This window comes from Arthrobacter pascens (assembly GCF_030816475.1).
In the GTDB taxonomy this organism is placed as follows: domain Bacteria; phylum Actinomycetota; class Actinomycetes; order Actinomycetales; family Micrococcaceae; genus Arthrobacter; species Arthrobacter pascens_B.
On sequence record NZ_JAUSXF010000001.1, the window covers coordinates 1,345,733 to 1,366,068 of the forward strand.

Here is a 20,336-nt window from a genome sequence, read left to right on the forward strand (position 1 = left end):
GCTGGTCTGCAGCCGCAGGCACAGAAGAAAACACCCCGGTCAGCATAGCCAGAGCCATGGCAACCGAAGCAATAATTGCCGTAGTCCGAGGCCGCTGAAATCGCCAATCAGTGCCGCTCGGCGAGCGGTATTCCTTCATGGGCTGAATGCTAGACCGCTGAGGAGCCCAGTTGAACAAGTAGGAGTACTCGTAAAAACCTTCTATCGATACTTGTTTGCGGGCTTTCGTTGACCCTTTTATGGCGGCGGCCGAAGATGGAAGAGGAGGCTGGAATGAAAAAATTTGTGGTGATGGGGACAATGGCGGTTCTCCTCGTGGCCTGCTCTCCGGGCACTCCTTTCCTGCAGCCGGCAAGCACACCCGGGTCGGCAGAAACCGAGCATGATCCCAGTGAACCGGCCCAACGGTATTCCTTCTTCTGCACGAGTCTGGATAGTTCGCCCGACGTTCAGCTTTCCAGCCTCGAAGAGGTGTGGGCAGCGAGCAACTACTTGCGCATGAAGTCGTGCAAGGTCAGGTACGTCGGTTCGCAACCCTTCCAGCCCACGGCGGAGGAATCGGCCGCCATTGAGATTGCGAACCCGGGAGGCGTTCAGGCTTCGGATGGGCTCGGTCCCTACTTGGCCGCCGTCGAGCTCTGCACTCGGGTAAGCGACGAAACCGCTCCGGGCGGCTTTGCTGACAGCAGGAAGGCTATTCTCCAGGCTGCTGTCCGGATTTGTCCGGAAGGCCCACAAGGAAAAATCATCCAGGCGTGGGCCGAGGGCAGGCGGGTAGGCGACGGTCCGCATGTCGTGGGTGACGCCATGGCACCGGGAAAGTTTGTTCTGATGAAGCCCGTCGGGACTGTTGAAGCTCAAGAATGCGCGTGGACTGTGGCCGGCGCTGACGGACAGGTTCGTGACCGGAACAGCTCGGTTGTGGCGCTGAATGAAGTGACTCTCCAACGCGGAGAAATATTTACTAGTGACAAATGCGGAATTTGGGGGAAGATTGACTAACTCGGCTTTACTGCCGAATTGAATGTGCATGCGGAGCTGGGGAGCATCCCGTTAAGTTGGGGGCTCCACTGTGGATATCCGCAGGCGTACTATTTTCCAGCTGGCTCTTGCCTCGGTAGTGCTGACCGGCTGTTCGACAGCGAATTCTCTTGAACCCGTCCCGCCGCCAGCTTCGGCCGGATTGGCCACCTCGGCCGCTAACCACACTCCGCCCGAGAAGCCAGAGCCAGTCGTTCGATATCAGTTCCGCTGTTCCGATCTGGACGGTTCAGGAACGGGCACGCTCACAAGCCTAGAGGAAGTGTGGGCCTCCACGAGGTATATGCGCATAGCGGATTGCGAGGTCGCCTACGTGGGCGCTGGTGCCCACGCCCTCACGGCAGACGAGGAATCCGCTGTGCAAGTTGCCATCGAGGCGGGCGCGCCCTCAGACGATAAGTGCGCCTTGTTCCTGCGCATTTTGAAGGCGTGTACCCGCACGAATCCGAGTGAACTGGACAAGCGTTTGTCAGCGATAGGAGTTCCGGTGATCAAGGGCGCGCTGGCCTTTGCCCCTTCAGCGCCACAGGCAGTCGTATTGGAAAGGTGGCTCCAGACGGCCTGATCAGCCGGAAAGATGCCTAGCCCAGCATGGCGTTCATAGCATTGATCACTGTGGCTTCCACACCGTTGCTTCCGCCCTTGAAGTGCGCCGGATACCCGTAGATAGTCATCGATCCGCCAGCGATGCCGGGGAAGTCCGGATCCCACCCACCTTCGTAGCTCCCAAAGGGCATGTAGGGGGGCAGGAACTCATTACTCGGAATGTAGCAGCACAGTTCATTGGCGTAGCCGCCCATGATGAGACCATTTGCCCCGCCTTGCCCGGCTCGGAAGTAGGCGGCGTAGCCGCTCACCAGCTCTCCTCCAATCATGGCTATCTTCAGCTGGGGACTGCCCGACAATTTCCACACTTGGAAGGGTGAAGGGACGGATGTTGGGAGGCTGTTGCTGTCGATTCGTGCAATCATTCCCTGCGCATGTCGCTGGTACCAGGGTGGCTGCCCTGCAGGATTGCCGAGCCTGGCCACAAACGCTGAGCGGACGTTGACGAGGTTCGCCGGGCTCAGGCTGATGTCGAGGGGGAGCTGTACTTCCTGATACATGGTCACCACGGGTCCGGTTACTGTTCTGCCCACGCCGGTGATTGCAGAAGTCACCGTGGCTCCCAAGGCATTCCCTTGCTGGTCCCGCAGCGCCCAGCCGCGGGCTCCGATTGGATCCTGATCACCTGCTGCTCCCTGAAGAAAGAGGGCGAAGCAGCCCGCCGTCTGATTTTCGACATAGTTACAGGCAGCGGCAGGAAAGTCGCCATCGAACAAGGTACGCAACCCGGCGCTTACCGGGTGACACCCGTAACTGAAAATGACAGCTCGCGGTACTCCGGTGCTGCGACGGGCTACAAGTACCGGGACTGCCGTCTCGGTGTATGGGAGTCCGACCCTGTTGACCGCAAAATTCTGGCTGGCTACTTTGTAATCAAGGGTGACAGCGGTCCGTTGAGCAGCCAGCGCGGTCTGGGCCAGTGCCACGATCTTGTCCTCCAGCGCAGCCGTGTAATCCCTTATCAACATGAGATCGGATAAGCCATAGGAGATGTGAGGCTGTAGCGAGTCGATCAGGGTGGGGCCATTGTGTGTGTGCGTTGCCTGGAGGAGTATGTCGCTGCTCTGCCACCCGGCCAGGGCCAGAATTCTGGACCGGATCCTCTGATGCATCGCGCGGGGGAACCCCAGGATGTCGGCGGTCAATATCAGATTCGGCCATATGTCATCCCAGAGGACGATAGCCCTGGCATACAGGGGCTGGTAGGGCGTGCTGCTGGTCGCAATTCGTCCTCCATCGACTGTGCCGTAGCCAGCCATGTAGGGATTGGTGCTGAGAGTCGGCGTGATGTCGACCTTGGCTGTTGAAACACTGAACGCCATATCAAGATCGCTCCCTGTGTGGCGCTCCGATCCCGGTGGACGTCTGTCCCTCTGCTCAGGATCAGGATCCAAGATGCGCAACGCTGGCCGGTACGTGAAATATGCTTCATTAGACCACGCAGGTAGCCCCACACTGGTAAATGGCTGGGAGGAAGGCTGAACGTTTGCACACCGCAGACTGAAGCCCGCAGAGTTACGAGCCTGGTGAGCCGAATAAAATGAAGCCCTTCCAACCGCGGCCCACTACAGTCGGAGTCGCCCACACGAGGTTGTCTCCCATCGCATAGTAGCGAAGGTCGCCCTCCGGCGTCCGCCCCATGATTCCGGTCGTGTTCGCACCGGAAAAACCCGTCGTGGGCAGGAATCCCGTCATGTCATTCCATCCGCTCCCGATGATTTTCCAGGGTTCATTAATCAACGTGCCATCACCGTTGGATCGATAGAGACTCAGGGCGCCGCTGGGGGTCTGAGCGACGATATCCGTCCGAGCGTCCTTATCGAGGTCACTCATCGCAATATCGAGGCCGGTCCAGCCGATCCCGATTTGTGTTCCTTCCGAGATGGAGCTGCCGCCCAAGTTCAGGAAACGAAAAAGCCTGCCTTGGTCGTCGTAGCCAAGAAGAGCCGGAAAGCGGTCGGAGTTGGCCCAGGACCCGACGGTCAGGGTCCAGTCTTTCCACTCGGAGCCCAGGCTTATTGGGCTGCTAAAGCCGCCGCCTTTGGCTCCGGCATACATGCTCAGACGACCATCCGACCAATGGGCCACAAGGTCCTGAACGCCGTCAACGTTCCAATCTGTCACGAAGCCAGCGCGAAGACCTGCCCAGCCGGTTCCGATCTGCTCCCCGTTGACCAGGCTCCCCGACCCCGTCGATCTGTAACGTAGGAGTTCGAAGTTCGGGTTTACGGCGATGATATCCGCCGGACTGAGTTCCGCGGAGGGTTCTGATGGGAGCGCGGCACCACTGATCAGTGCGGTGCTGTGCCACGCGTTTCCGACGCGACTAACTGAACCCCAGGCCCCCTTGTTGACGGGGTAGTAGAGGACTTCTCCGGCTCCGGTGCGGGCTATGACACCAGTAGTTCCTGCGCCAGCAAGCCCTTGGATGGAGCTGACGTGCGTCATCACGTTCCACCCGGATCCGATCACGGGGCGCGGTTCGTCGATGAAGTCACTTCTGCCGCTGGAACGGAAGAGGAGCATGGTGCCGCTGGCGTCCCGGGCAGCGATGTCCTGATTTCCATCGCCGTCAAAGTCAATCTGGCTAATTCGATAGCCGCTAAATCCTTGGCCCACCTGCCGACCTGAACCCAGCCTTGCCCCGCTGATGTTGGGGTAATAGGACAGTGCGCCCGCTTTGTCTTTAGCCAGGATCCCCGGGTACGGGTCAGCGTTGTTCCACCTGCCGACCGTTATTGATATCTCCTGCCATCCGGTCCCCACTTCGACCGGGAGACCGAAACCGGCATTGTCAGTCCCCGGATGGACCTTGAGGCGGCCATCGCTCCATTGCGACAGGATGTCCTGCAAACCGTCGGCGTTCCAGTCCACCACGTAAAGGGACTTGGCATTGGTCCAACCCGATCCGAGGGTCTCCGGAAAGCCCAGATGCCCTGCACCATCCGCATGGAAGACATTAAGTTGCCCGGCGGAATCAACGGTCACAACATCAGCGGCGGACTTGATAGGGGGATCAGAGGCTTCAGTAATGATGGTGGCGGGAATTGAGCCGAGGGACGGATTGGACACTGCTGGCGTCAAGGGAACGATAAGAATGCCCATCGCGACGGCGGCAACGCTGTGGTGCCAGATATCTGGAAGCGTACGGGGGATTCGGCTCTTCAGATTCATGATTTCCGCCTGCTTCATTGCGGCCACGCACCCCACAGCACGTGGCGATGTCTGCGGCGGCGAAATCCACTCACACTCTTCCCCAGCCAAGAGTTTCAGAGCCGCTCGCGCTAGATCTTCACGATAGCACCGGGCCGCAGCTGTAACCATTGATCCCCGTGCCTGACTCACGTGCACCTCTCAAATGTTGACGACTCAGCAGGAGCCGGCCCATAGGCCCGAATACGCCGCCTTTTTCAGAGTTTGTCCACAGCCCGCTCATATGACTTGGCAGCGTGTGGTAGCTCCTCTAGCTTTAAGCCAGTTGCACTGCCTCGGTCGGGGGCGGCAGTTGTATTGGGGAACTCATGGACGCTGTGCGAATCGTGGAGGACGAAGTCCGCGAGCTGATCCGTCGTCGGGGTCTGGACCCGTTGCGGCAGGCGAGTGAGGTGCGCCGTTTGGTTGAGGCAGCCGTCACTGATTATGACGAGCGGGCGCTGATGGGGCCGCTGCCGCCAATTGGTCCTTTGGAGGCGGCCCGGAGGTTTGTTTTTGACGCAGTTGCGGGCTTTGGCGTCCTCCAGCCGCTGTTGGACGATCCTTCCATCGAGGAAGTCTGGCTGAACTCACCCGACGAAATTTACGTGGCCCGGAACGGGGAATCCGAGCTGACCTCCCTAAGCCTCACGGATCAACAGGTACGCGATCTGGTGGAACGCATGCTGAAGAGCTCCGGCCGCCGCCTCGATATGTCATCGCCGTTTGTGGATGCGGCGTTGCCCGATGGCTCGCGGCTGCACGTGGTCATCCCGGACATAACCCGCCGTCACTGGGCCGTCAATATCCGCAAATTCGTCGTCAAGGCGAGCCGGCTGGAACACCTGGTGGAGCTGGGCACGCTGACGCCACAGTCCGCCCGGTTCCTTGGGGCAGCTGTAGCAAGCGGGCTGAATATCCTGGTCTCAGGGGCTACCCAGGCGGGCAAGACTACAATGCTCAACTGCCTCGCAGCCAGCATCGGCAGCCGCGAACGGGTTATCACCGTCGAGGAGATCTTTGAACTCCAGTTTCCATTGCGCGATGTGGTCGGTTTGCAATGCCGCCAGCCCAACCTTGAGGGAGAAGGCGAGATACCGCTTCGCAGACTGGTCAAAGAAGCGTTACGGATGCGGCCAGACCGGCTCGTGGTGGGCGAGGTCAGGGAAGCCGAGAGCCTTGACATGCTGATCGCCTTGAACTCTGGCCTCCCCGGGATGTGCACCGTCCACGCGAACTCGGCGCACGACGCCGTGACCAAGATCTGCACGCTTCCACTGCTCGCGGGGGAAAATATCTCAAGTGCCTTTGTGGTGCCAACCGTGGCCTCCTGCATCGACCTGGTGGTGCACTGCAACCGACAGGCCAACGGCCGCCGGCAGGTGACTGAGATCCTGTCCCTGGGCCGGCGGGTGGAGAACGGCATCATTGAATCATCGATGGTGTTCGCCATGGCGGAAGGGCAGCTGCAGCCCCGGGCGAGCTCGATGCCCTCAGCGGAGAAGTTCGCACGCGCAGGTTTCGACGTCGCGGCGCTGCTGGAGCCGCGCTAATGTCGGCTTTGGCCGGGGTACTCGCCGGAACCGGATTGTTTCTCATCTGGTGGTCCTGCTGGGAGCACCCCGAGCCCGTGAAAAGGCCTCCGAAGGTCAACCGGCTGGGAGACCTGCTCGCCTCGGCGGGAATAGAAAGAGTGACCGGAAGCGGCCTGATAGCCACCTGCCTCGGACTGGGCATCTTTGTGGCACTCGTCTTCTTTACAATCAGCCGGTCCTGGCCGATCTCTGCATGCTTCGGTCTCTTCGCTGCCTGGCTTCCCTTGAGTGCCGTGCGGTGGAGGGCCAAGAAAAGGACCGCAGTACTTCGCCAGCTGTGGCCTGACGTTGTTGATCACCTTCGGTCTGCTATCCGGGCAGGATTGTCCTTGCCCGAAGCCCTCATCCAACTGGGTGAGAAGGGTCCAGAGGAGCTTAGGCATGTATTCCGTGACTTCGGTGCTGACTATCGGGCCGGAGGACAGTTTGACGCGTCCCTGAACCAGCTCAAGGACAGGCTGGCGGATCCGGTGGCGGACAGGATCGTCGAAGCACTGCGGCTGACTCGTGAAGTGGGCGGCTCGGACCTTGGCAAACTGCTCGGAACCCTTGCTGAGTTTCTTCGTGAAAATGCCAGGACCCGAAGCGAACTTGAGGCCCGGCAGTCGTGGACAGTCAACGCAGCCAAGCTTGCTGTAGCTGCTCCTTGGATCGTCATGCTCCTTCTTGCAAGCCGGCCCGAGGCGGTCCAGGCATACAACACGCCTGTGGGCGCAGGCGTGCTGCTGGGCGGACTGGTGGTGTCACTCATCTGCTACTCCATCATGCTGCGGATCGGCGCTCTTCCCCAGGACGAGAGAGTGCTCCGATGACAGGAACTTCTGCTGCCATCGTTTGCGGCATAGTTCTGGGAGCAGGTCTCTGGTTGCTGCTGTTCAGGATTCCCTTTATGCGCCCCACCACTTTCACGGAGCGCATTGAACCGCAGCTGAAGTCCCAAAACTTGGAGTCCAGGCTCCTGCAGTCCGGAGAACAGAACGTCACCCCGTTTGGCCCGCTGGAACGGATTGCGCGCCCTTTGCTCCGCGACGGCAGGACAGCGCTGGGCAGGCTCAACCTAGGTTCCAAGGCGCTCTCCCGCAGGCTTGCGCAAGCGGGCATCGCCAAGTCGCCGATTGATTTCCGGGCCGAACAGCTCCTGTGGGCTGCTGCAGGATTTGCTGTCTCACTGGCGGCTGTCGTGACGGGTGCTGTGGCCGGGAGATTCAGTCCGTTCATGGCTGTGGTGGGGGTCCTGGGAACTGCCCTGGCAGGCTTCATGTTCCGTGATTACTGGCTTGGGGTCCAGATCCGCAGGCGGGAATCCCGGATGATGGCCGAGTTCCCCAGCCTTGCCGAACTCATGGCGCTGGCAGTCGGGGCTGGCGAAAGCGCGACGGGCGCCTTGGACCGGGTCTGTCGCAGTGCGCATGGGGAACTGTCCAAAGAGTTTTCCAAGATCCTCACCGAAACCAGGGCCGGAATACCGCTGGTGGAAGCGCTCCAGGAATTTTCCGCCCGGACAAATCTGGGCCCGCTAGTTCGGTTTGTTGACGGCATCATCGTGGCAGTGGAACGGGGCACGCCCCTGGCCGAGGTACTGAGGGCCCAGGCACAGGACGTCCGGGACACCGCCAAGCGGGATCTCATGGAATCAGCAGGCAAGAAGGAAATTGGCATGATGGTGCCGGTGGTGAATTGTTACCTGTTCTAAATTTTGGGCGCTTGACTGTCGGTCACGGTCGCTAAGCTGACTTGAACCACCAACGAGAATAGGACCCGATGACCGCGACCATTTGCGCCTGGTGCAAGGCACACTCCAACATGACCTTGACGTCACCTCCAACGGAAGGGAGTGCCGGAGGGAATCTCAAGTGGGCAATGGCTGCTTTTTCCTGCAATCAGTGCCACAAAATGAGCGTAGGGACCACTCTCATAACCGCAAATACCGGTGTCCCTACCAACTCCACAACGCGCTGGTGGGATGACAAAAGCATCCACTGGACGCCGGAGTCAGTCGGGGGCCGCGATTTCCCCGACGTGCCGCCGCACATTGCGGCCGCCGCCGATGAGGCGTTCCGTGACCGGAGTATTGGCACACTGCGGTCTGCGATCCTCATGGCGCGTTCCGTTATTGAGGCAACATGCAAGGACAAGGGCGTCATCAAGGGCCAGCTTGCCGCCAAGATCGACGAGATGAGCAAGCAGGGCCTAATTCGGTCATTCACCCAGGACGCGGCCCACGAGCTTAGGTTCCTCGGGAACGATATGGCCCACGGAGACTTTGTTGACCCAGTGGACGCTGATGACGCGGACGCTGTGCTGGACGTCATGGCGGAGATCCTCAACGAGGTTTACCAGGGGCCAGCCAGGGCGGGCCGTATGAAAGCCAAACGTGAGGCAAACAAGCAGGAGACCGGGGCAGGGACGCCTTGAAAATCTTCATCAGCTGGTCCGGCGAGGAAAGCCAGCAGGTTGCACGCGCGCTGAAAGCGTTCTTGAAAAAGTTACTCCAGGCTACTGAGCCCTGGATGAGCGAAGTGGACATACAGCCTGGAACTCGATGGTCCGAACGCATCGCGTCTGAACTCCAACTGTCGCAGTTCGGAATCATCTGTGTCACGCCTGAAAACCGTTCCTCAGAATGGATTAATTTTGAGGCTGGCGCCCTCTCCATAGCCATGGGCGACTTGGACCGGAAAGTGGTCCCGCTGCTGATTGGTTTTGAGGAACGCGGGGACCTGCACCGGGGACCGCTGGGGCTTTTCAACGCTGTCCGATTCATGGAGGACGACGTATGGAAACTCGTTCTCACCCTCAACGGCGAACTGGAGGTCGGTCTCGACGGAAACGACCTCCGGGAACTGTTCGACGTATTTTGGCCGAAACTGGAGGTCGAGGTTGCCAAGCTCCAAGAGCTCGCCGGAACTCCAAAGCTACCCAAGAAAAGCCAGTCTGAGCTTACTCAGGAGATATTGGATACAGTTCTTGAGATCCAGCGTCAGCTGCAACTGCAATCCAAAGGTGACGAAAGCATCCCTCTGGCCGCGCTCCTTGCGGCCGCCGGGCCTACTTGGCCAACAGCAAGCCCCACACAGCGAGTGTCGGACAGGTATGTGGTGTCTGAGCGGCGACCGGACAAAGCGTTGACCACTCGGGAGAGGGAAATTGCGAGACTGGCACAATCTGGGATGAGTATCCGCGAGATAGCACAGCTACTGACGTTATCGAGCCGAACCGTTGAGGGTCACCTGTACCAGATTTTCGCCAAACTTGGCATTACATCATTCAGTGACTTACCCACCGACCGTGAATCTGGATCCGACAAGGACGCGTGATTCCTCCGGGTTCATATTGTGCGTTTTGAGGACGGCCGCACACGCGGCGTCGCTGCAAACCGTTGGCGCAGTTCGTCCAGACTGTTGCTGCCCTTAGTAGGGGTTGCGGTGGCCATGACGCGGCCCAGGTCCTTGAGCGTGGAGAGGTAGGCCGCGGATAGGCGAGTAGAGGGGTCCGCTCCGGCGGCGTCCATCTGTCCGGCCAGGGTGCGTACCAGTTCCACGAGGGCCGTGTGGCGGCCGTTGAGGATGCTCCCGGCCGCGGTGATGGTCGCCTCGACGGCGTCCAGGTGCTTACTCATTTGCTTGCTCCTTGTGGGTGAAAAAGTGCGGGGGGAGGGAAACCACTCTCACGGTGGAGTGGCCCGCCGTTTCAAACGTGGCGATCCGAACCCCCTACCCCTCACGGTGCCCCGCGGGGGCGTGTGGGGGGGGTACGGGAGCGCCCGCCAGCGGGTGGGGTGCTGGCGGGCGCTTTCTTGTTCCCTGGTGGCGCTGGCGGGCGTTGACGCCGGGCTAGAAGATGTTCCCCGACTGGTCCCGCCATCCGTCCGCGCTCTCAACACGGTGCGGTTGACGCCGCCGTGGCGGGGGCTTAGACGGTGACGAACGTTCCCTTGAGGACGGCGGAGGGCCTGCGGCATTCGAGAGAGAACCTTCCCTCGGTCCGCGCCTGCACCTGGTTGCGGGTGAATGCGTCGCCGGGCGTTCCCCATTCGGTAACAATTCCGGCGTCGCGGCCGATGACGGCGGCGCCCTCGCCCAGCAGGTAGTAGGAGTTGGCGGCCAGTGAGTTGGACAGGGCAACGGGTACGCCCCACGCCTTCCGTGTTTCGGCGTTGATGGCGCTGCCGGTGTCGAACTCGCCGGAGGCGTTCCGCTTGATCGTCAGCGCCTCCCAGTCCGCCGGGTTGAGGATGAACTGGACCGGAACCTCCCCAGCCGTTTCCAGCTTGGTGAGGGCCTTACGGAGTTCCACCAGTTTGTCCGTGTTGCCCGCGGTGGACGTGAACGTCTGAATGCCGGATGTGTTGGCCAGGCCGGTGAGGTTGTCCCCGGTGCCGTTGCCGCTGAGGACCTGGGTTTCCAGGGCGGTGAGGACGGACTGGGTAAGCTCCTGGCCCACCCAAGTCTGGAGGGCCTCCCCATCCGAGAGGACAAACTTGTCCATAAGTTCGCTGAGCGTCGCAATGACGGACAGCTTGCCGTCCTTTTTGACCAGGGACAGGACGGACGTGGGCTTGACGGCGCCGTTGGAGACAACGGCCGCGTTCTCGGTCCTGACGGACTGGGCCAGGTAAGAGTAGGCGGCGGGCCGCTCCACGCTGGGGATGGCCTCCAGGAACGACCGGAGCGGGCGTCCCAGGGTTACCGGAGTCGTGTCAATCAGAGGCGTGCCCACCACAACGGACCCGTTGGTGACCAGGGCCTTGGCGCCCTCCGGGGTGGTGCCTTTCATGGCGTATGTCAATGTGATGGCATGGGCCTTGGAGCCAAGGTCAAGGTACTGGGTGCCGTCGCCGGATTCACCCATCGGTCCCGCTGCCTCGGCAATGGCCTGGGTGAGGGACTTCTGGCCGCCTACGCGGGCAATGCTGGCGTCATAGCCCTTGATTTCAGCGTGGAGGCCCTCAACCTGGGTAACCTCCTGGTCCGTGAGGTCCCGGCCGCCGGACTTGGCGGCGTCAATGATGGCCTGGGCGGACTTGAGGGCGGCGGCACGCTTTACGTGAATGGACATTGTTTGCTCGTTTCGATGAGTGCTGAGGCGCCGCGGTCCACGCGGGACGGGCTGGCGCCGATGAGGGGTGACGCGGTGGTGAGCGGGCGGGCTGGTTACCGCTGGCGTCTGCCTGGTGCGTCATGAAACGAGACGGGTTCCGGGAGCTACTTACTCGCTGGTTACCGGGTTGCCCCGGCCTCCACAGCTTTAGCGTGCTCCGCTATGTGGCCTCAGTAGAGAGGATAGCCCGCGGGCCGGACAATTAACAGCCAGGCCCGCGGCGCGTCCTAGGGTTGCGTTTCCAGTTGATAGAGGCGCTCCAGGACGACGTCCACCCGGGGCGTCAGGACGCTGACCAGGACCACACGTCCGCCCGCGTAGTGCGGGGCCTCCAGCCCGCGCTCCATGAGGAGGTCCTGTTCATCACAGGCCAGCGCGTGGAACACGTCCTCTGTGGTGCGGCTCCACTCCGGCGCCTCCCGCCGCTTGGTGATTTCGATCCGGGAGACTTCGGCTCCGGTGGAGACGGCGAGACGGTGACCGGCAGGCGTGAATCGCTTAGCGCCCATCTCAGAGGTCCCGGGGTCCGAGTTCGCGGCGGAGGGCCTCATAACGGGACTGGGCTACCCCATGGCGCTGCCGGGCCATAAGGTCAGCGGCCAGACACAACAGCGCCTCCGTGAACGGGTCCGCGGTCTGGTGGCCCAGGATCTTCTCCACGGCCTCGCCCATGGTCATGCCGTCCATGAGGCCGGAGGCGGCCAAATTCTCCATGTATTCGGCGCCGATGATCTGGACAACCCGTGTGTCCCCCTCCACCAGGGCGGTGACCGCCCGGACGGCCAGGGCGTGCTTGTCCGCCGGGATGGCGTTGTTGATGAGGGGAAATACTTCGTTGGGGGTGTTCATTTTGTGTTCCCGCTTTCGATTTTGAGGGTTGCCTCTGCGATTAGGTGCTGTAGGCCCTTGGTGCCCATGCCGCCCGTTTCCTCATCCAGGGCGCCAACGTGGAGTCCGAGAATACGGCCGAGTCCGAGAATGAGGCCCGTTGCGGCGGCGTCGTCCCCGGAGTCGTTGGCGGCCTGGAGGATGTTGTCCAGGACCGCGGCAACTCCCAGGCGGTCCTCCGCCCGGAATGCGAGTCCCAGGCGGGCCGCGTGGATGAGGTCCACGTGGCGGATTTTTACGGCCTCCGTGAACGTATTGGGTTGGCGGTTAGGAGTTGTTGTCATGGTGTCCTCCGTGGGTGTGTGTGGGGGTTGTTTTGTCGTCTGTGGTCCGCGGTGACCGGGACGCCGCTCCTATAGGGAGGAGGAGCGGCGGTCACCTGCCAGGGATTACCGGGTGCCGGGGGTGACCGGAGGGGCGCGGTCACCCTGCATCCCTGTATTGGCGCGGATTTTAGGGTGGGTGACCGGAGGTGACCGGAACGGGCGCGGTCACCTTTTTTGGACCCGTCCGGAGGGTAGGTGACCGCGGGGGGAGCGGTCACCTAAACCAGCCCCTCAAGGGAGTCCTGCATGGGCATCCCGTGGCGGTCCCGGCGGGCCTTGATGGCGGCGTCCAGGACGTTGTTTGAGGCGGTGATCCCGGACCCGGAGAGGGCGGCCCGCAACGTTTTGCGGCCGGTGTCCAGCGGGAGGTCCTCCTGGTCCATGAACGCCACCACCGCCGCCTCCTTGTGCCGGAACGCGGCCGCGGCTCCGGCGCCCTCTACCTTGTGCCGGAGCGGATCCTGGAGGCGCTCAAAGATGAGTGTTTTCTCCGTGATGGGCATCCGGGCCGCTTCACAGTCCAGGCGGAAAGTTTTGTCCTGGACTACGGTGGAGAGCCTCCACACGGCGTCCACGTCACCGCTCTTGGCGGACCCGCCGCGCTGGCCTTTCGTTTCGTCCTTGCCGGAGTGGTCCAGCCGGACCAGGGAAACGCCGCGCTGTTTGAGCTTGAGGCCGGTGTGCCTGTAGAAGTTGAGCCAGGTGTCATTCTCGTTTTCCAGGCCCTCCACGGCGCGGGAGACGGTGTCTACCACCACCACCTCAGACCGGTAAGTGTCCAGGGCCGCCATGAGTTCCAAGGATCCGCGCTCAGTGTCCAGCGCGGCCATGGACGGGAATGACAGGTAGTCAAGCCGCCCCAGGTCCGCCGCCTGGTATCCCATGGCCTTGAGCCGGGGGATGACGTCCGCGTCAATGTCGTTCTCAAAGTCCACGTAGAGGACCCGCCGGGGCGCTGGCACTGTGCCCAGGACTTCCCGGCCGGAGGCGACGGCGGCGGCTATCTCCAGCATGAGGAGGGACTTTCCCATCTTGGGCGGGGAGTACAGCGCCACCAGCCGCCGGGCCGGGAGGATCGGCTCCACAATCCACTCCTGGACGATGGGACGGTCCCAACGATCCGCCCAGTTCACCACCGGGAGGACCCGCTCCACCACGCCCTGGACGTCCGCCACGGCCGGGGCCGCCTCGGCTACGGGGGCAAGGACCGCGAGCGCCACCGGCCGGTCCTCCGGCATGATGAGGCCCTCCAGTTGGGCGAGCGGATCCGCGCAAGGATCCGCGGTGGCCACGGACCGGGCGGCGGCGATACTCACGGCGCCGTCCTGGAGGCGGTCCCATTCCGCGGCGGCCTCCTCCGGCGTACGGTCTCCGTCCACGGCGTCCAGGAACTCGGACCGGACCACGCCCAGGGCCTCCAGCGCCCCGTTGTGGCCCTCCGCCGCCAGGTGGCAAACACCCATCGCGGCATCCATGGCCGCGTCATGCCTGGAGCGTTGCCCCAACGCGAGCGCCGCGGCGTAACCCTGGGCGGCGTGGGCCATCCGGCGGCAAGATTCCCCGGCCCCGCGGTCCGCCAGCCAGGCGTTGACGGCGGCGGCGTCCAGTGCGGCGGCTGTGACGTGTTGCTCAGTCGCGCCGGACGTGAGGCCGTCAATCCACGGTTGGGGCAGGGGTACCAGGTCCGCCGGGGAGGGGACGCCGCTGGCGCGGATGACGCCGTCCGGCCCGGTCCAGCGGTAGGTCCCGCCGTTGGGGTGGATCGACGGCCACACCACGGCGTAGCGGTGCCTGGTCTGGATGACCTCTATCCCGTTGCCCAGGTCCCCGGGCCACCGGAGTCCCTCCGGCACGCAATAGAGGCGGATCCCGGACACGCCGTCCGCCCTGGACCCGGTCCGCCACGTTTCCGGCAACGGCCCATAGGCGTCCTGGAGGGCGGCAAGGGTCCCGCCGCCGTCCTTGCCGTCATAGTGGTCCACGTCGATCCCGATAACGCCCGGGGGCAGACGGAGGGCTATGTTTCCGTCCGGGAACTGTTCGGACCAGTCATAGACGTCCGAGTAGCTGGGCCACGCCCCGTCCCGTCCCGTGTACCCGGCGGGCACGGGCTTTTTCTGGCGGGCCGGGATGGGCAGGACACCCAGCCACCCGGCGTCCCGGTACAGGTCGAACGCCTCCCCGTAAACGGCGCCTCCGCTGGGTAAACTCTGGGGAGGTAAAGCTTGGACGCCTTGCTGGTGAATCGCCCCGGATCCCCCACCGGGGCTTTTCTCTGCCCTCACGCTGATCCACCGCCCGGGCGGAGCAGGACGGCGATACGTTCGGACTGTTCCGGGCTGAGCGGCGGCCACGTCTCAACCAGGCGGCGGACGTGCTCCTGGAGGGTGAGCGCCTTGAGGTCCCGCTGGAGTTCCGTGTGGTCGCCGTTGGGGTGGTGGCGCTTGGCGGCGGCCACCTTGGCCTTGGCTGTGGTGATATCTTTCCGCGACATAGAAAGAGCCCTTTCGGGGATGCAAAAATCTGCACCTCACCGGAAGGGCTCGGTCTAACTCTGTCGCTAACGGGCCTGACAGCCAACCCGCCCGATGTTCTGGGCTATTGCTTGGGACTCTAGCATCTGCTCAGCCCCCAAGCATGTAGGTTGCCGTGTGGCGTGTCCTGTCGGCCTCCACCTCATCCAGGAGGGCAAGCACCTTGACCCAGGAGCCGCGCAAGTCCAGTCGGCGGCCCGCCGCCAGACAGGACAGGCACGTGACCGCCAGCGGATGGTCCAGCGGATTATCACCCTCAAAGTCCCCGGCCGTCATGTGATAGCGGCCCACGGACTTCCGGACCGTTGCCACCGTGTGCTTGCTGGGGCATTGGAGGACCACCATTCCGTCCAGGTTGTCCACCTGGATCCCCTTACTTTTGCGGCTCATGCTGCCTGTCCTTTCGGTTCAATCCGGATCTGGTCCGGCGTGAACCGGATCCCCTTACCTGCCTTTTCCACGGTGACGTCCATGAGGGCGCGGATAATCTGCCGCTTGTTCTCAAGGGGGAGGGCAGCCCACTGTTCCGGGACGTTCGCCGCCCCCGCGATGGCAGCCATCGGGTTGAGCGTCTCGTGGGCGCCAATGGCCCCCTCCACCGTGGCCAGGTCCGCGCCCAGCTTGCCCGCCTGTTCCCGGACCGCGGCGGCGGACAGGAGCCCGTCCGCCAGCATCGCCGCGAGGGCGTCACGGCGTTCACGTAGCTCCACGGCCCGCGCTCGCAGGGCGCGGAGGTCATCGGACCGGGAGAACAGGCGGGCCGCGTCCGGCCGGGACAGGATGCCCATGACCACGTCCTCCACCACGCCGTCCACCAGATCCATACGGCGGGTGATGTGGTAGCCGAAGCACCGGTACACCATGTTGTTGACCTTGCCTTTGCCCATGGGGGAGGCGTACATCTTGTCACCGCAGACGGAACAGACGCATATTCCCGATAGCAGGTACTTAGTGTTGAGATCCTGGGGTGCGGTCCGGCGACGCGGGTCCGTCAGTTTCTCCTCAAGGCGGCGGTGGGTTTCCTCGTCCAGGATGGCGTCCCATTCCCCGGACCCCATGTCCTCGCCGTTGTATATCCGGCGGCCTGCCATGCGCGGGTTGATAAGGAGCCGCCGGACCTGGGTGACACCCCACGCACCGCCAGCCGTGGTGGTGTAGCCCAGGCCGTTCCACTGTTTGGCAACGGAGGCGACGGTGGCGCCCTCAAGGATGCTCACGGCGCCCTCCCGGATCAGCCGGGCCTCATCCTCCACCACAAAGACCCCGGACTCCCCGCGGTCATATCCGAACGGGCGGCGTGACCAGTAGGCGTTACCCTCCGACGCGCGTTTCCTGTTGGCGGTCCGCTGACGGTTTCCCTTGTGCTGGACCTCCATGGCGGCAATGGCGGCCAGGATGGTTGCCACGGCAATGCCGGTAGGGTCGCCCAGGTCGATGGAGACGCCATGCACGGACGCTATGTTCACGTTCCGCGCCTTACCGGCGTCGATGACGCGGGTAAGGTCCGCGATGGAACGAGTGAGGCGGTCCAGGTGCCACACCACCAGGGCGTCCACCTGCCCGCGCTCAATGTCACCCACCAGTTGCTCAAAGCTGGGCCGGTTCTTGCCGCTGGACGCACTGATGGAGTTGTCCCGGTAGACCTTGGCCACCTCCCAGCCCTTGGCCTCCGCTATTAGACGGCAATCCCGCTCTTGACGTTCAATCGCGGCACCCTCGCCGGTCTTGTCCTCGCTCTGCCTCACATACACCGCTACGCGTTTCATGAGTCCACAGTAAGGGGTAAAGGTCACCATTGTGGTGCCGCTGGTATTCGGTGTCCTTCCGCTGACAGTTGTCTTTGCGGTGTTTCCCGGTATTGCGGCCATCAGCCTGGGCCTCTAGTGGGTCCCCGTGTAACGATCCGGCTCCGGACAATTGAAAAAGAAACGCTGGCCGGCGGCCGGTATTCCGCGGCACATAGAGAACTGGCACATAGGGAACTGGAACATCAAGAAATGGGACGAAAATGAATAATCTGGGAATTCGGCGTCGCCTATTGATCCTGCTCATCATGGCAGCCCTCTGGACCTCGGCCACAGCCAGTGCGTGGAGTACCGCGAAGGGGCTGCCACTTCCGGATGGTCCGGCAGAGGACCACCCGGAGCGTGGTGATGTCCCGGGCTGGGTAATGATCACCCTCATGTCAGCTGTCTTGGTCGCAGCTTTGCTCGCGCTTGCCGGCCCGGCACTCGAAACGATGTTCAACCAGGCCATGGACAAGGTCGGAAAGTAGGCCATGCGACGGCAGGGCCGGTCCGGACACGCAAGGAGGGCCGGCCGGCCAATGGATGAACGCGGCTCCGCGGTAGTGGACTTCGTGATGGTGGGCGGCCTGCTCACCATGTTTTTCCTGGCCATTATCCAGCTCGCCCTGGTCCTGCACGTCCGGAACACCCTGATCGACGCCGCTGCTTCAGGGGCGCGGTATGGAACTCTCGCGGACCGCGGGGCAACGGATGCTGCGGAACGGGCGGCGGACCTGATCGTAACCGCACTGAATGCTGACTTCGCCCAGGACATCACCACCTCGGAAGTGACCTTTCAGGGGCTCAGAACACTGGAAGTGACGATCAGGGCCCCCATACCCGTGATTGGCCTCATCGGACCCCGGGAGATGCTGGAGGTCAAGGGACATGCTGCAATCCAGCCCTGAACCCAGGGGACAATCCCTGCCGGCCCTCCTGCACGAAAGGTTGGGGGAAGCGCTATGCCGTGGCTCCGGCGGCCCGCCTTCGAAAACCTGCCCGTCCACGAACCCCCGTCAGCTTCCCGAACCCGAACAGGGGAGTGCGGTGGTCGAATTTACATTCCTGGCATTGCTCCTGATGGTCCCGCTCGTGTACTTCATCATCACGTTGGGGCAAATCCAAGGTGGAGCCTTTGCCGTGACGGGCGCGGCTGACCAGGCCGCCAAGGTTTACGTGGGCCAGCCCGACGCCCGTTCAGCCCAAACGGCGGCGGAGCAGGCAGCCCTCATTGCCTTGGCGGACTACGGCCACAACGCGTCGGAAGCCCGGGTTTCAACCAGCTGTGACCAAGCCGACTGCCGGGCCGCGGGATCGGCCGTTACTGTCACCGTGCATCTGACCGTGAGCCTGCCCTTCGTCCCTTTCAGCGACGACTTCCGGCTCAACGTCAGCGAAGTCGAGGCATCCTCCACGCAATTGGTCGGGAGGTTCCGCTGACACCCGGACAAACCGGCCAACAGGCCGACAAACAGACTGCCGCAAGCACCGCTGGACACCCAGTCATACGCATGGACGAAGATGGCCAGATGATCGTCCTCATCATCGGCTATGTGCTGCTGGCACTCCTCGTGACCACCCTGGTTGTGGGCATCTCCAGCGTCTACCTCGAACACAAGCGGCTTCTGTCGTTGGCTGACGCTGCATCGCTCGCGGCCGCCGGCAGCTACACCCTGGGGGATGTCGACACTGCGAGAGGAAGCCCATCCGCCAGCCTTGACTCCGAACGTGTCAGGAATGTCGCCAACGACTTCATCACCAGGACACCTGCCTCCCGGCGGTTCGATGACCTGGCCGTCACCTCCGGGACGGGCACGCCGGACGGTTCCACCGCCGTCGTGGTCCTGCGAGCAGCGGTCCACCCGCCGGTGGTGAACTTCCTTGTTCCGGACGGGATCAGCATCGAGGCAACCTCCACCGCCCGGTCCAGGCTCACCCGATGACCTGGAAAGGCCATGGGGTCCGGGGGCCCGCGCCGGATGGCGTAGGGTTAAATAACCATGGCCAATATTGATTTTTCCGCAGAAATCCGCGCTCTTCGCGCCACCTACGCCTCCATCGAGCGAGTCTCCGATGTTGAGGCGCTGAAGGAAGACATCGCCGAGCTGAGCGAGCGGGCGGGGGAGCCGGACCTGTGGGACGACCCCGCGAAGGCCCAAAAAATCACCTCAAGGCTGTCACACCGGCAGTCTGAGCTGGAGCGGCTGAACACGCTGGCGTCGCGCATCGATGACCTGGAGGTCCTGGTCGAGCTTGGCCAGGATGAGGATGACGCCGATTCGATGGGGGAGGCCGCCAGCGAGCTTGAGTCCATCAGGAAATCCCTCAAGGAACTGGAAGTCGTGACCCTGCTGTCCGGGGAGTACGACGAACGTGAGGCCGTGGTTTCGATCCGGGCAGGAGCAGGCGGCGTGGATGCGGCAGACTTTGCCGAAATGCTGATGCGCATGTATCTGCGCTGGGCCGAACGGCACGGTTACCCCACCACCGTGATGGATACCTCCTACGCGGAAGAGGCGGGCCTCAAGTCGGCCACGTTCGAAGTCAAGGCACCGTACGCTTTCGGTACACTCAGCGTCGAGGCGGGAACGCACCGCCTCGTGAGGATCAGCCCCTTTGACAACCAGGGCCGCCGCCAGACGTCGTTCGCGGCTGTCGAGGTAATCCCGCTGATCGAACAGACTGACTCCATCGAGATCCCCGACAACGAAATCCGCGTTGATGTCTTCAGGTCATCGGGACCAGGCGGCCAGTCGGTCAACACCACGGACTCAGCTGTCCGGCTCACCCATATCCCTACGGGCACGGTGGTCTCCATGCAGAACGAAAAGTCCCAGCTGCAGAACCGTGCGGCTGCCATGCGCGTGCTGCAGTCCCGCCTCCTGCTCTTGAAAAAGGAGCAGGAGGACGCCGAAAAGAAGGCATTTGCCGGCGACGTCAAGGCCTCTTGGGGCGACCAGATGCGGTCCTACGTCCTCAACCCGTACCAGATGGTCAAGGACCTGCGCACCGATCACGAAGTGGGTAATACCTCGGCAGTGTTCGACGGCGAGATAGACGACTTCATCGACGCCGGCATCCGCTGGCGGACCGATAACCGGAACGCTGAGAAGTAGGCCGGACCTGCCTACCCGGTAGGCCTGATCGCGCGACACGCCCGGCGAACCCTCCCAGCCAGGCGAAAAGACTGCGTATAGTCGAGGGGCCGGAGCTCTACTTCCCCCAAACGAAAGCCCGCGCGCCGGTTGCAGATCTGGGCTGCATCAG

22 protein-coding genes are annotated in these 20,336 nt (G+C 62.7%); 11 read left to right on the forward strand and 11 right to left on the reverse strand.

Annotated elements, in window-relative coordinates; all coding sequences use genetic code 11:
* Positions 1-273 precede the first annotated feature (273 nt).
* Positions 274-1,002, forward strand: a complete 729-nt coding sequence (locus tag QFZ40_RS06215; protein WP_306903429.1) for a hypothetical protein — start codon at positions 274-276, stop codon at positions 1,000-1,002.
* A gap of 620 nt (positions 1,003-1,622) precedes the next feature.
* Here the strand turns inward: QFZ40_RS06215 and QFZ40_RS06220 are convergent.
* Together QFZ40_RS06220 and QFZ40_RS06225 are read right to left on the reverse strand one after the other, a co-directional pair.
* Complete coding sequence (locus tag QFZ40_RS06220) at positions 1,623-2,969, reverse strand: hypothetical protein (protein ID WP_306903430.1); 1,347 nt, start codon at positions 2,967-2,969, stop codon at positions 1,623-1,625.
* Between the two features lie 193 nt (positions 2,970-3,162).
* Positions 3,163-4,821: an FG-GAP-like repeat-containing protein gene (locus QFZ40_RS06225; protein WP_306903431.1), complete on the reverse strand. Its 1,659-nt coding sequence runs from the start codon at positions 4,819-4,821 to the stop codon at positions 3,163-3,165.
* Positions 4,822-5,168: 347 nt separating this feature from the next.
* Here QFZ40_RS06225 and QFZ40_RS06230 point away from each other — a divergent pair, with 347 nt between their 5' ends.
* From QFZ40_RS06230 to QFZ40_RS21610, 5 genes are all read left to right on the forward strand, one after another.
* Positions 5,169-6,392, forward strand: coding sequence for a CpaF family protein (locus tag QFZ40_RS06230; protein ID WP_306903432.1), 1,224 nt, complete (start codon positions 5,169-5,171; stop codon positions 6,390-6,392).
* The gene (locus QFZ40_RS06235) at positions 6,392-7,246 is read left to right on the forward strand and encodes a type II secretion system F family protein (RefSeq protein ID WP_306903433.1); all 855 of its coding nucleotides are present in this window, start codon (positions 6,392-6,394) and stop codon (positions 7,244-7,246) included. Before QFZ40_RS06230 ends, QFZ40_RS06235 begins: the two co-directional genes overlap by 1 nt.
* A complete protein-coding gene (locus QFZ40_RS06240) occupies positions 7,243-8,127 on the forward strand; it encodes a type II secretion system F family protein (protein WP_306903434.1) in 885 nt (294 codons plus the stop codon). The genes QFZ40_RS06235 and QFZ40_RS06240 overlap by 4 nt, the downstream gene beginning before the upstream one ends.
* 200 nt (positions 8,128-8,327) lie before the next feature.
* Positions 8,328-8,849 (forward strand): DUF4145 domain-containing protein, encoded by a 522-nt coding sequence (locus tag QFZ40_RS06245; RefSeq protein WP_306903435.1) that lies wholly within the window; start codon positions 8,328-8,330, stop codon positions 8,847-8,849.
* The gene (locus QFZ40_RS21610) at positions 8,846-9,751 is read left to right on the forward strand and encodes a LuxR C-terminal-related transcriptional regulator (RefSeq protein WP_373427399.1); all 906 of its coding nucleotides are present in this window, start codon (positions 8,846-8,848) and stop codon (positions 9,749-9,751) included. The genes QFZ40_RS06245 and QFZ40_RS21610 overlap by 4 nt, the downstream gene beginning before the upstream one ends.
* A gap of 11 nt (positions 9,752-9,762) precedes the next feature.
* On the opposite strand, the gene QFZ40_RS06260 is transcribed toward QFZ40_RS21610, so the two are convergent.
* From QFZ40_RS06260 to QFZ40_RS06300, 9 genes are all read right to left on the reverse strand, one after another.
* The gene (locus QFZ40_RS06260; protein WP_306903436.1) at positions 9,763-10,053 is read right to left on the reverse strand and encodes a hypothetical protein; all 291 of its coding nucleotides are present in this window, start codon (positions 10,051-10,053) and stop codon (positions 9,763-9,765) included.
* 293 nt (positions 10,054-10,346) lie between these two features.
* On the reverse strand, positions 10,347-11,492 hold the full coding sequence (locus QFZ40_RS06265; protein ID WP_306903437.1) for a phage major capsid protein: 1,146 nt from the start codon (positions 11,490-11,492) through the stop codon (positions 10,347-10,349).
* A gap of 269 nt (positions 11,493-11,761) precedes the next feature.
* On the reverse strand, positions 11,762-12,043 hold the full coding sequence (locus tag QFZ40_RS06270) for a hypothetical protein (protein ID WP_306903438.1): 282 nt from the start codon (positions 12,041-12,043) through the stop codon (positions 11,762-11,764).
* 1 nt (position 12,044) lies between these two features.
* Positions 12,045-12,383, reverse strand: coding sequence for a hypothetical protein (locus tag QFZ40_RS06275; protein ID WP_306903439.1), 339 nt, complete (start codon positions 12,381-12,383; stop codon positions 12,045-12,047).
* Entirely contained in the window at positions 12,380-12,706 is a 327-nt protein-coding gene (locus QFZ40_RS06280) for a hypothetical protein (RefSeq protein ID WP_306903440.1), read from the reverse strand. Before QFZ40_RS06280 ends, QFZ40_RS06275 begins: the two co-directional genes overlap by 4 nt.
* Before the next feature lie 260 nt (positions 12,707-12,966).
* On the reverse strand, positions 12,967-15,033 hold the full coding sequence (locus tag QFZ40_RS06285; RefSeq protein ID WP_306903441.1) for an AAA family ATPase: 2,067 nt from the start codon (positions 15,031-15,033) through the stop codon (positions 12,967-12,969).
* On the reverse strand, positions 15,030-15,242 hold the full coding sequence (locus QFZ40_RS06290; protein WP_306903442.1) for a hypothetical protein: 213 nt from the start codon (positions 15,240-15,242) through the stop codon (positions 15,030-15,032). Before QFZ40_RS06290 ends, QFZ40_RS06285 begins: the two co-directional genes overlap by 4 nt.
* A 130-nt stretch (positions 15,243-15,372) precedes the next feature.
* Entirely contained in the window at positions 15,373-15,672 is a 300-nt protein-coding gene (locus tag QFZ40_RS06295; RefSeq protein ID WP_306903443.1) for a hypothetical protein, read from the reverse strand.
* Positions 15,669-17,048, reverse strand: a complete 1,380-nt coding sequence (locus QFZ40_RS06300; RefSeq protein WP_306903444.1) for a recombinase family protein — start codon at positions 17,046-17,048, stop codon at positions 15,669-15,671. The genes QFZ40_RS06295 and QFZ40_RS06300 overlap by 4 nt, the downstream gene beginning before the upstream one ends.
* A gap of 242 nt (positions 17,049-17,290) precedes the next feature.
* Between QFZ40_RS06300 and QFZ40_RS06310 the strand changes: the two genes are divergently transcribed.
* The 5 genes from QFZ40_RS06310 to prfB all read left to right on the forward strand — a co-directional run bounded on the left by QFZ40_RS06310 (position 17,291) and on the right by prfB (position 20,185).
* Positions 17,291-17,557, forward strand: coding sequence for a hypothetical protein (locus QFZ40_RS06310; RefSeq protein WP_306903445.1), 267 nt, complete (start codon positions 17,291-17,293; stop codon positions 17,555-17,557).
* A gap of 51 nt (positions 17,558-17,608) precedes the next feature.
* Entirely contained in the window at positions 17,609-17,977 is a 369-nt protein-coding gene (locus QFZ40_RS06315; protein ID WP_306903446.1) for a TadE family protein, read from the forward strand.
* A 139-nt stretch (positions 17,978-18,116) separates the two neighbouring features.
* Positions 18,117-18,509, forward strand: coding sequence for a hypothetical protein (locus tag QFZ40_RS06320; RefSeq protein ID WP_306903447.1), 393 nt, complete (start codon positions 18,117-18,119; stop codon positions 18,507-18,509).
* 71 nt (positions 18,510-18,580) lie between these two features.
* On the forward strand, positions 18,581-19,012 hold the full coding sequence (locus QFZ40_RS06325) for a pilus assembly protein TadG-related protein (RefSeq protein WP_306903448.1): 432 nt from the start codon (positions 18,581-18,583) through the stop codon (positions 19,010-19,012).
* 57 nt (positions 19,013-19,069) lie between these two features.
* Positions 19,070-20,185 (forward strand): peptide chain release factor 2, encoded by a 1,116-nt coding sequence (gene prfB, locus QFZ40_RS06330; protein ID WP_306903449.1) that lies wholly within the window; start codon positions 19,070-19,072, stop codon positions 20,183-20,185.
* The last annotated feature ends 151 nt before the right edge of the window (positions 20,186-20,336 follow it).

Bases quoted from the DNA above. Each gene is read 5' to 3' on its own strand.
- QFZ40_RS06215 (WP_306903429.1), top strand. From the start codon at position 274: ATGAAAAAATTTGTGGTGATGGGGACAATGGCGGTTCTCCTCGTGGCC.
- QFZ40_RS06220 (WP_306903430.1), bottom strand. From the start codon at position 2,969: ATGGCGTTCAGTGTTTCAACAGCCAAGGTCGACATCACGCCGACTCTC.
- QFZ40_RS06225 (WP_306903431.1), bottom strand. From the start codon at position 4,821: ATGAATCTGAAGAGCCGAATCCCCCGTACGCTTCCAGATATCTGGCAC.
- QFZ40_RS06230 (WP_306903432.1), top strand. From the start codon at position 5,169: ATGGACGCTGTGCGAATCGTGGAGGACGAAGTCCGCGAGCTGATCCGT.
- QFZ40_RS06235 (WP_306903433.1), top strand. From the start codon at position 6,392: ATGTCGGCTTTGGCCGGGGTACTCGCCGGAACCGGATTGTTTCTCATC.
- QFZ40_RS06240 (WP_306903434.1), top strand. From the start codon at position 7,243: ATGACAGGAACTTCTGCTGCCATCGTTTGCGGCATAGTTCTGGGAGCA.
- QFZ40_RS06245 (WP_306903435.1), top strand. From the start codon at position 8,328: ATGAGCGTAGGGACCACTCTCATAACCGCAAATACCGGTGTCCCTACC.
- QFZ40_RS06260 (WP_306903436.1), bottom strand. From the start codon at position 10,053: ATGAGTAAGCACCTGGACGCCGTCGAGGCGACCATCACCGCGGCCGGG.
- QFZ40_RS06265 (WP_306903437.1), bottom strand. From the start codon at position 11,492: ATGTCCATTCACGTAAAGCGTGCCGCCGCCCTCAAGTCCGCCCAGGCC.
- QFZ40_RS06270 (WP_306903438.1), bottom strand. From the start codon at position 12,043: ATGGGCGCTAAGCGATTCACGCCTGCCGGTCACCGTCTCGCCGTCTCC.
- QFZ40_RS06275 (WP_306903439.1), bottom strand. From the start codon at position 12,383: ATGAACACCCCCAACGAAGTATTTCCCCTCATCAACAACGCCATCCCG.
- QFZ40_RS06280 (WP_306903440.1), bottom strand. From the start codon at position 12,706: ATGACAACAACTCCTAACCGCCAACCCAATACGTTCACGGAGGCCGTA.
- QFZ40_RS06290 (WP_306903442.1), bottom strand. From the start codon at position 15,242: ATGTCGCGGAAAGATATCACCACAGCCAAGGCCAAGGTGGCCGCCGCC.
- QFZ40_RS06295 (WP_306903443.1), bottom strand. From the start codon at position 15,672: ATGAGCCGCAAAAGTAAGGGGATCCAGGTGGACAACCTGGACGGAATG.
- QFZ40_RS06300 (WP_306903444.1), bottom strand. From the start codon at position 17,048: ATGAAACGCGTAGCGGTGTATGTGAGGCAGAGCGAGGACAAGACCGGC.
- QFZ40_RS06310 (WP_306903445.1), top strand. From the start codon at position 17,291: ATGAATAATCTGGGAATTCGGCGTCGCCTATTGATCCTGCTCATCATG.
- QFZ40_RS06315 (WP_306903446.1), top strand. From the start codon at position 17,609: ATGGATGAACGCGGCTCCGCGGTAGTGGACTTCGTGATGGTGGGCGGC.
- QFZ40_RS06325 (WP_306903448.1), top strand. From the start codon at position 18,581: ATGGACGAAGATGGCCAGATGATCGTCCTCATCATCGGCTATGTGCTG.
- prfB (WP_306903449.1), top strand. From the start codon at position 19,070: ATGGCCAATATTGATTTTTCCGCAGAAATCCGCGCTCTTCGCGCCACC.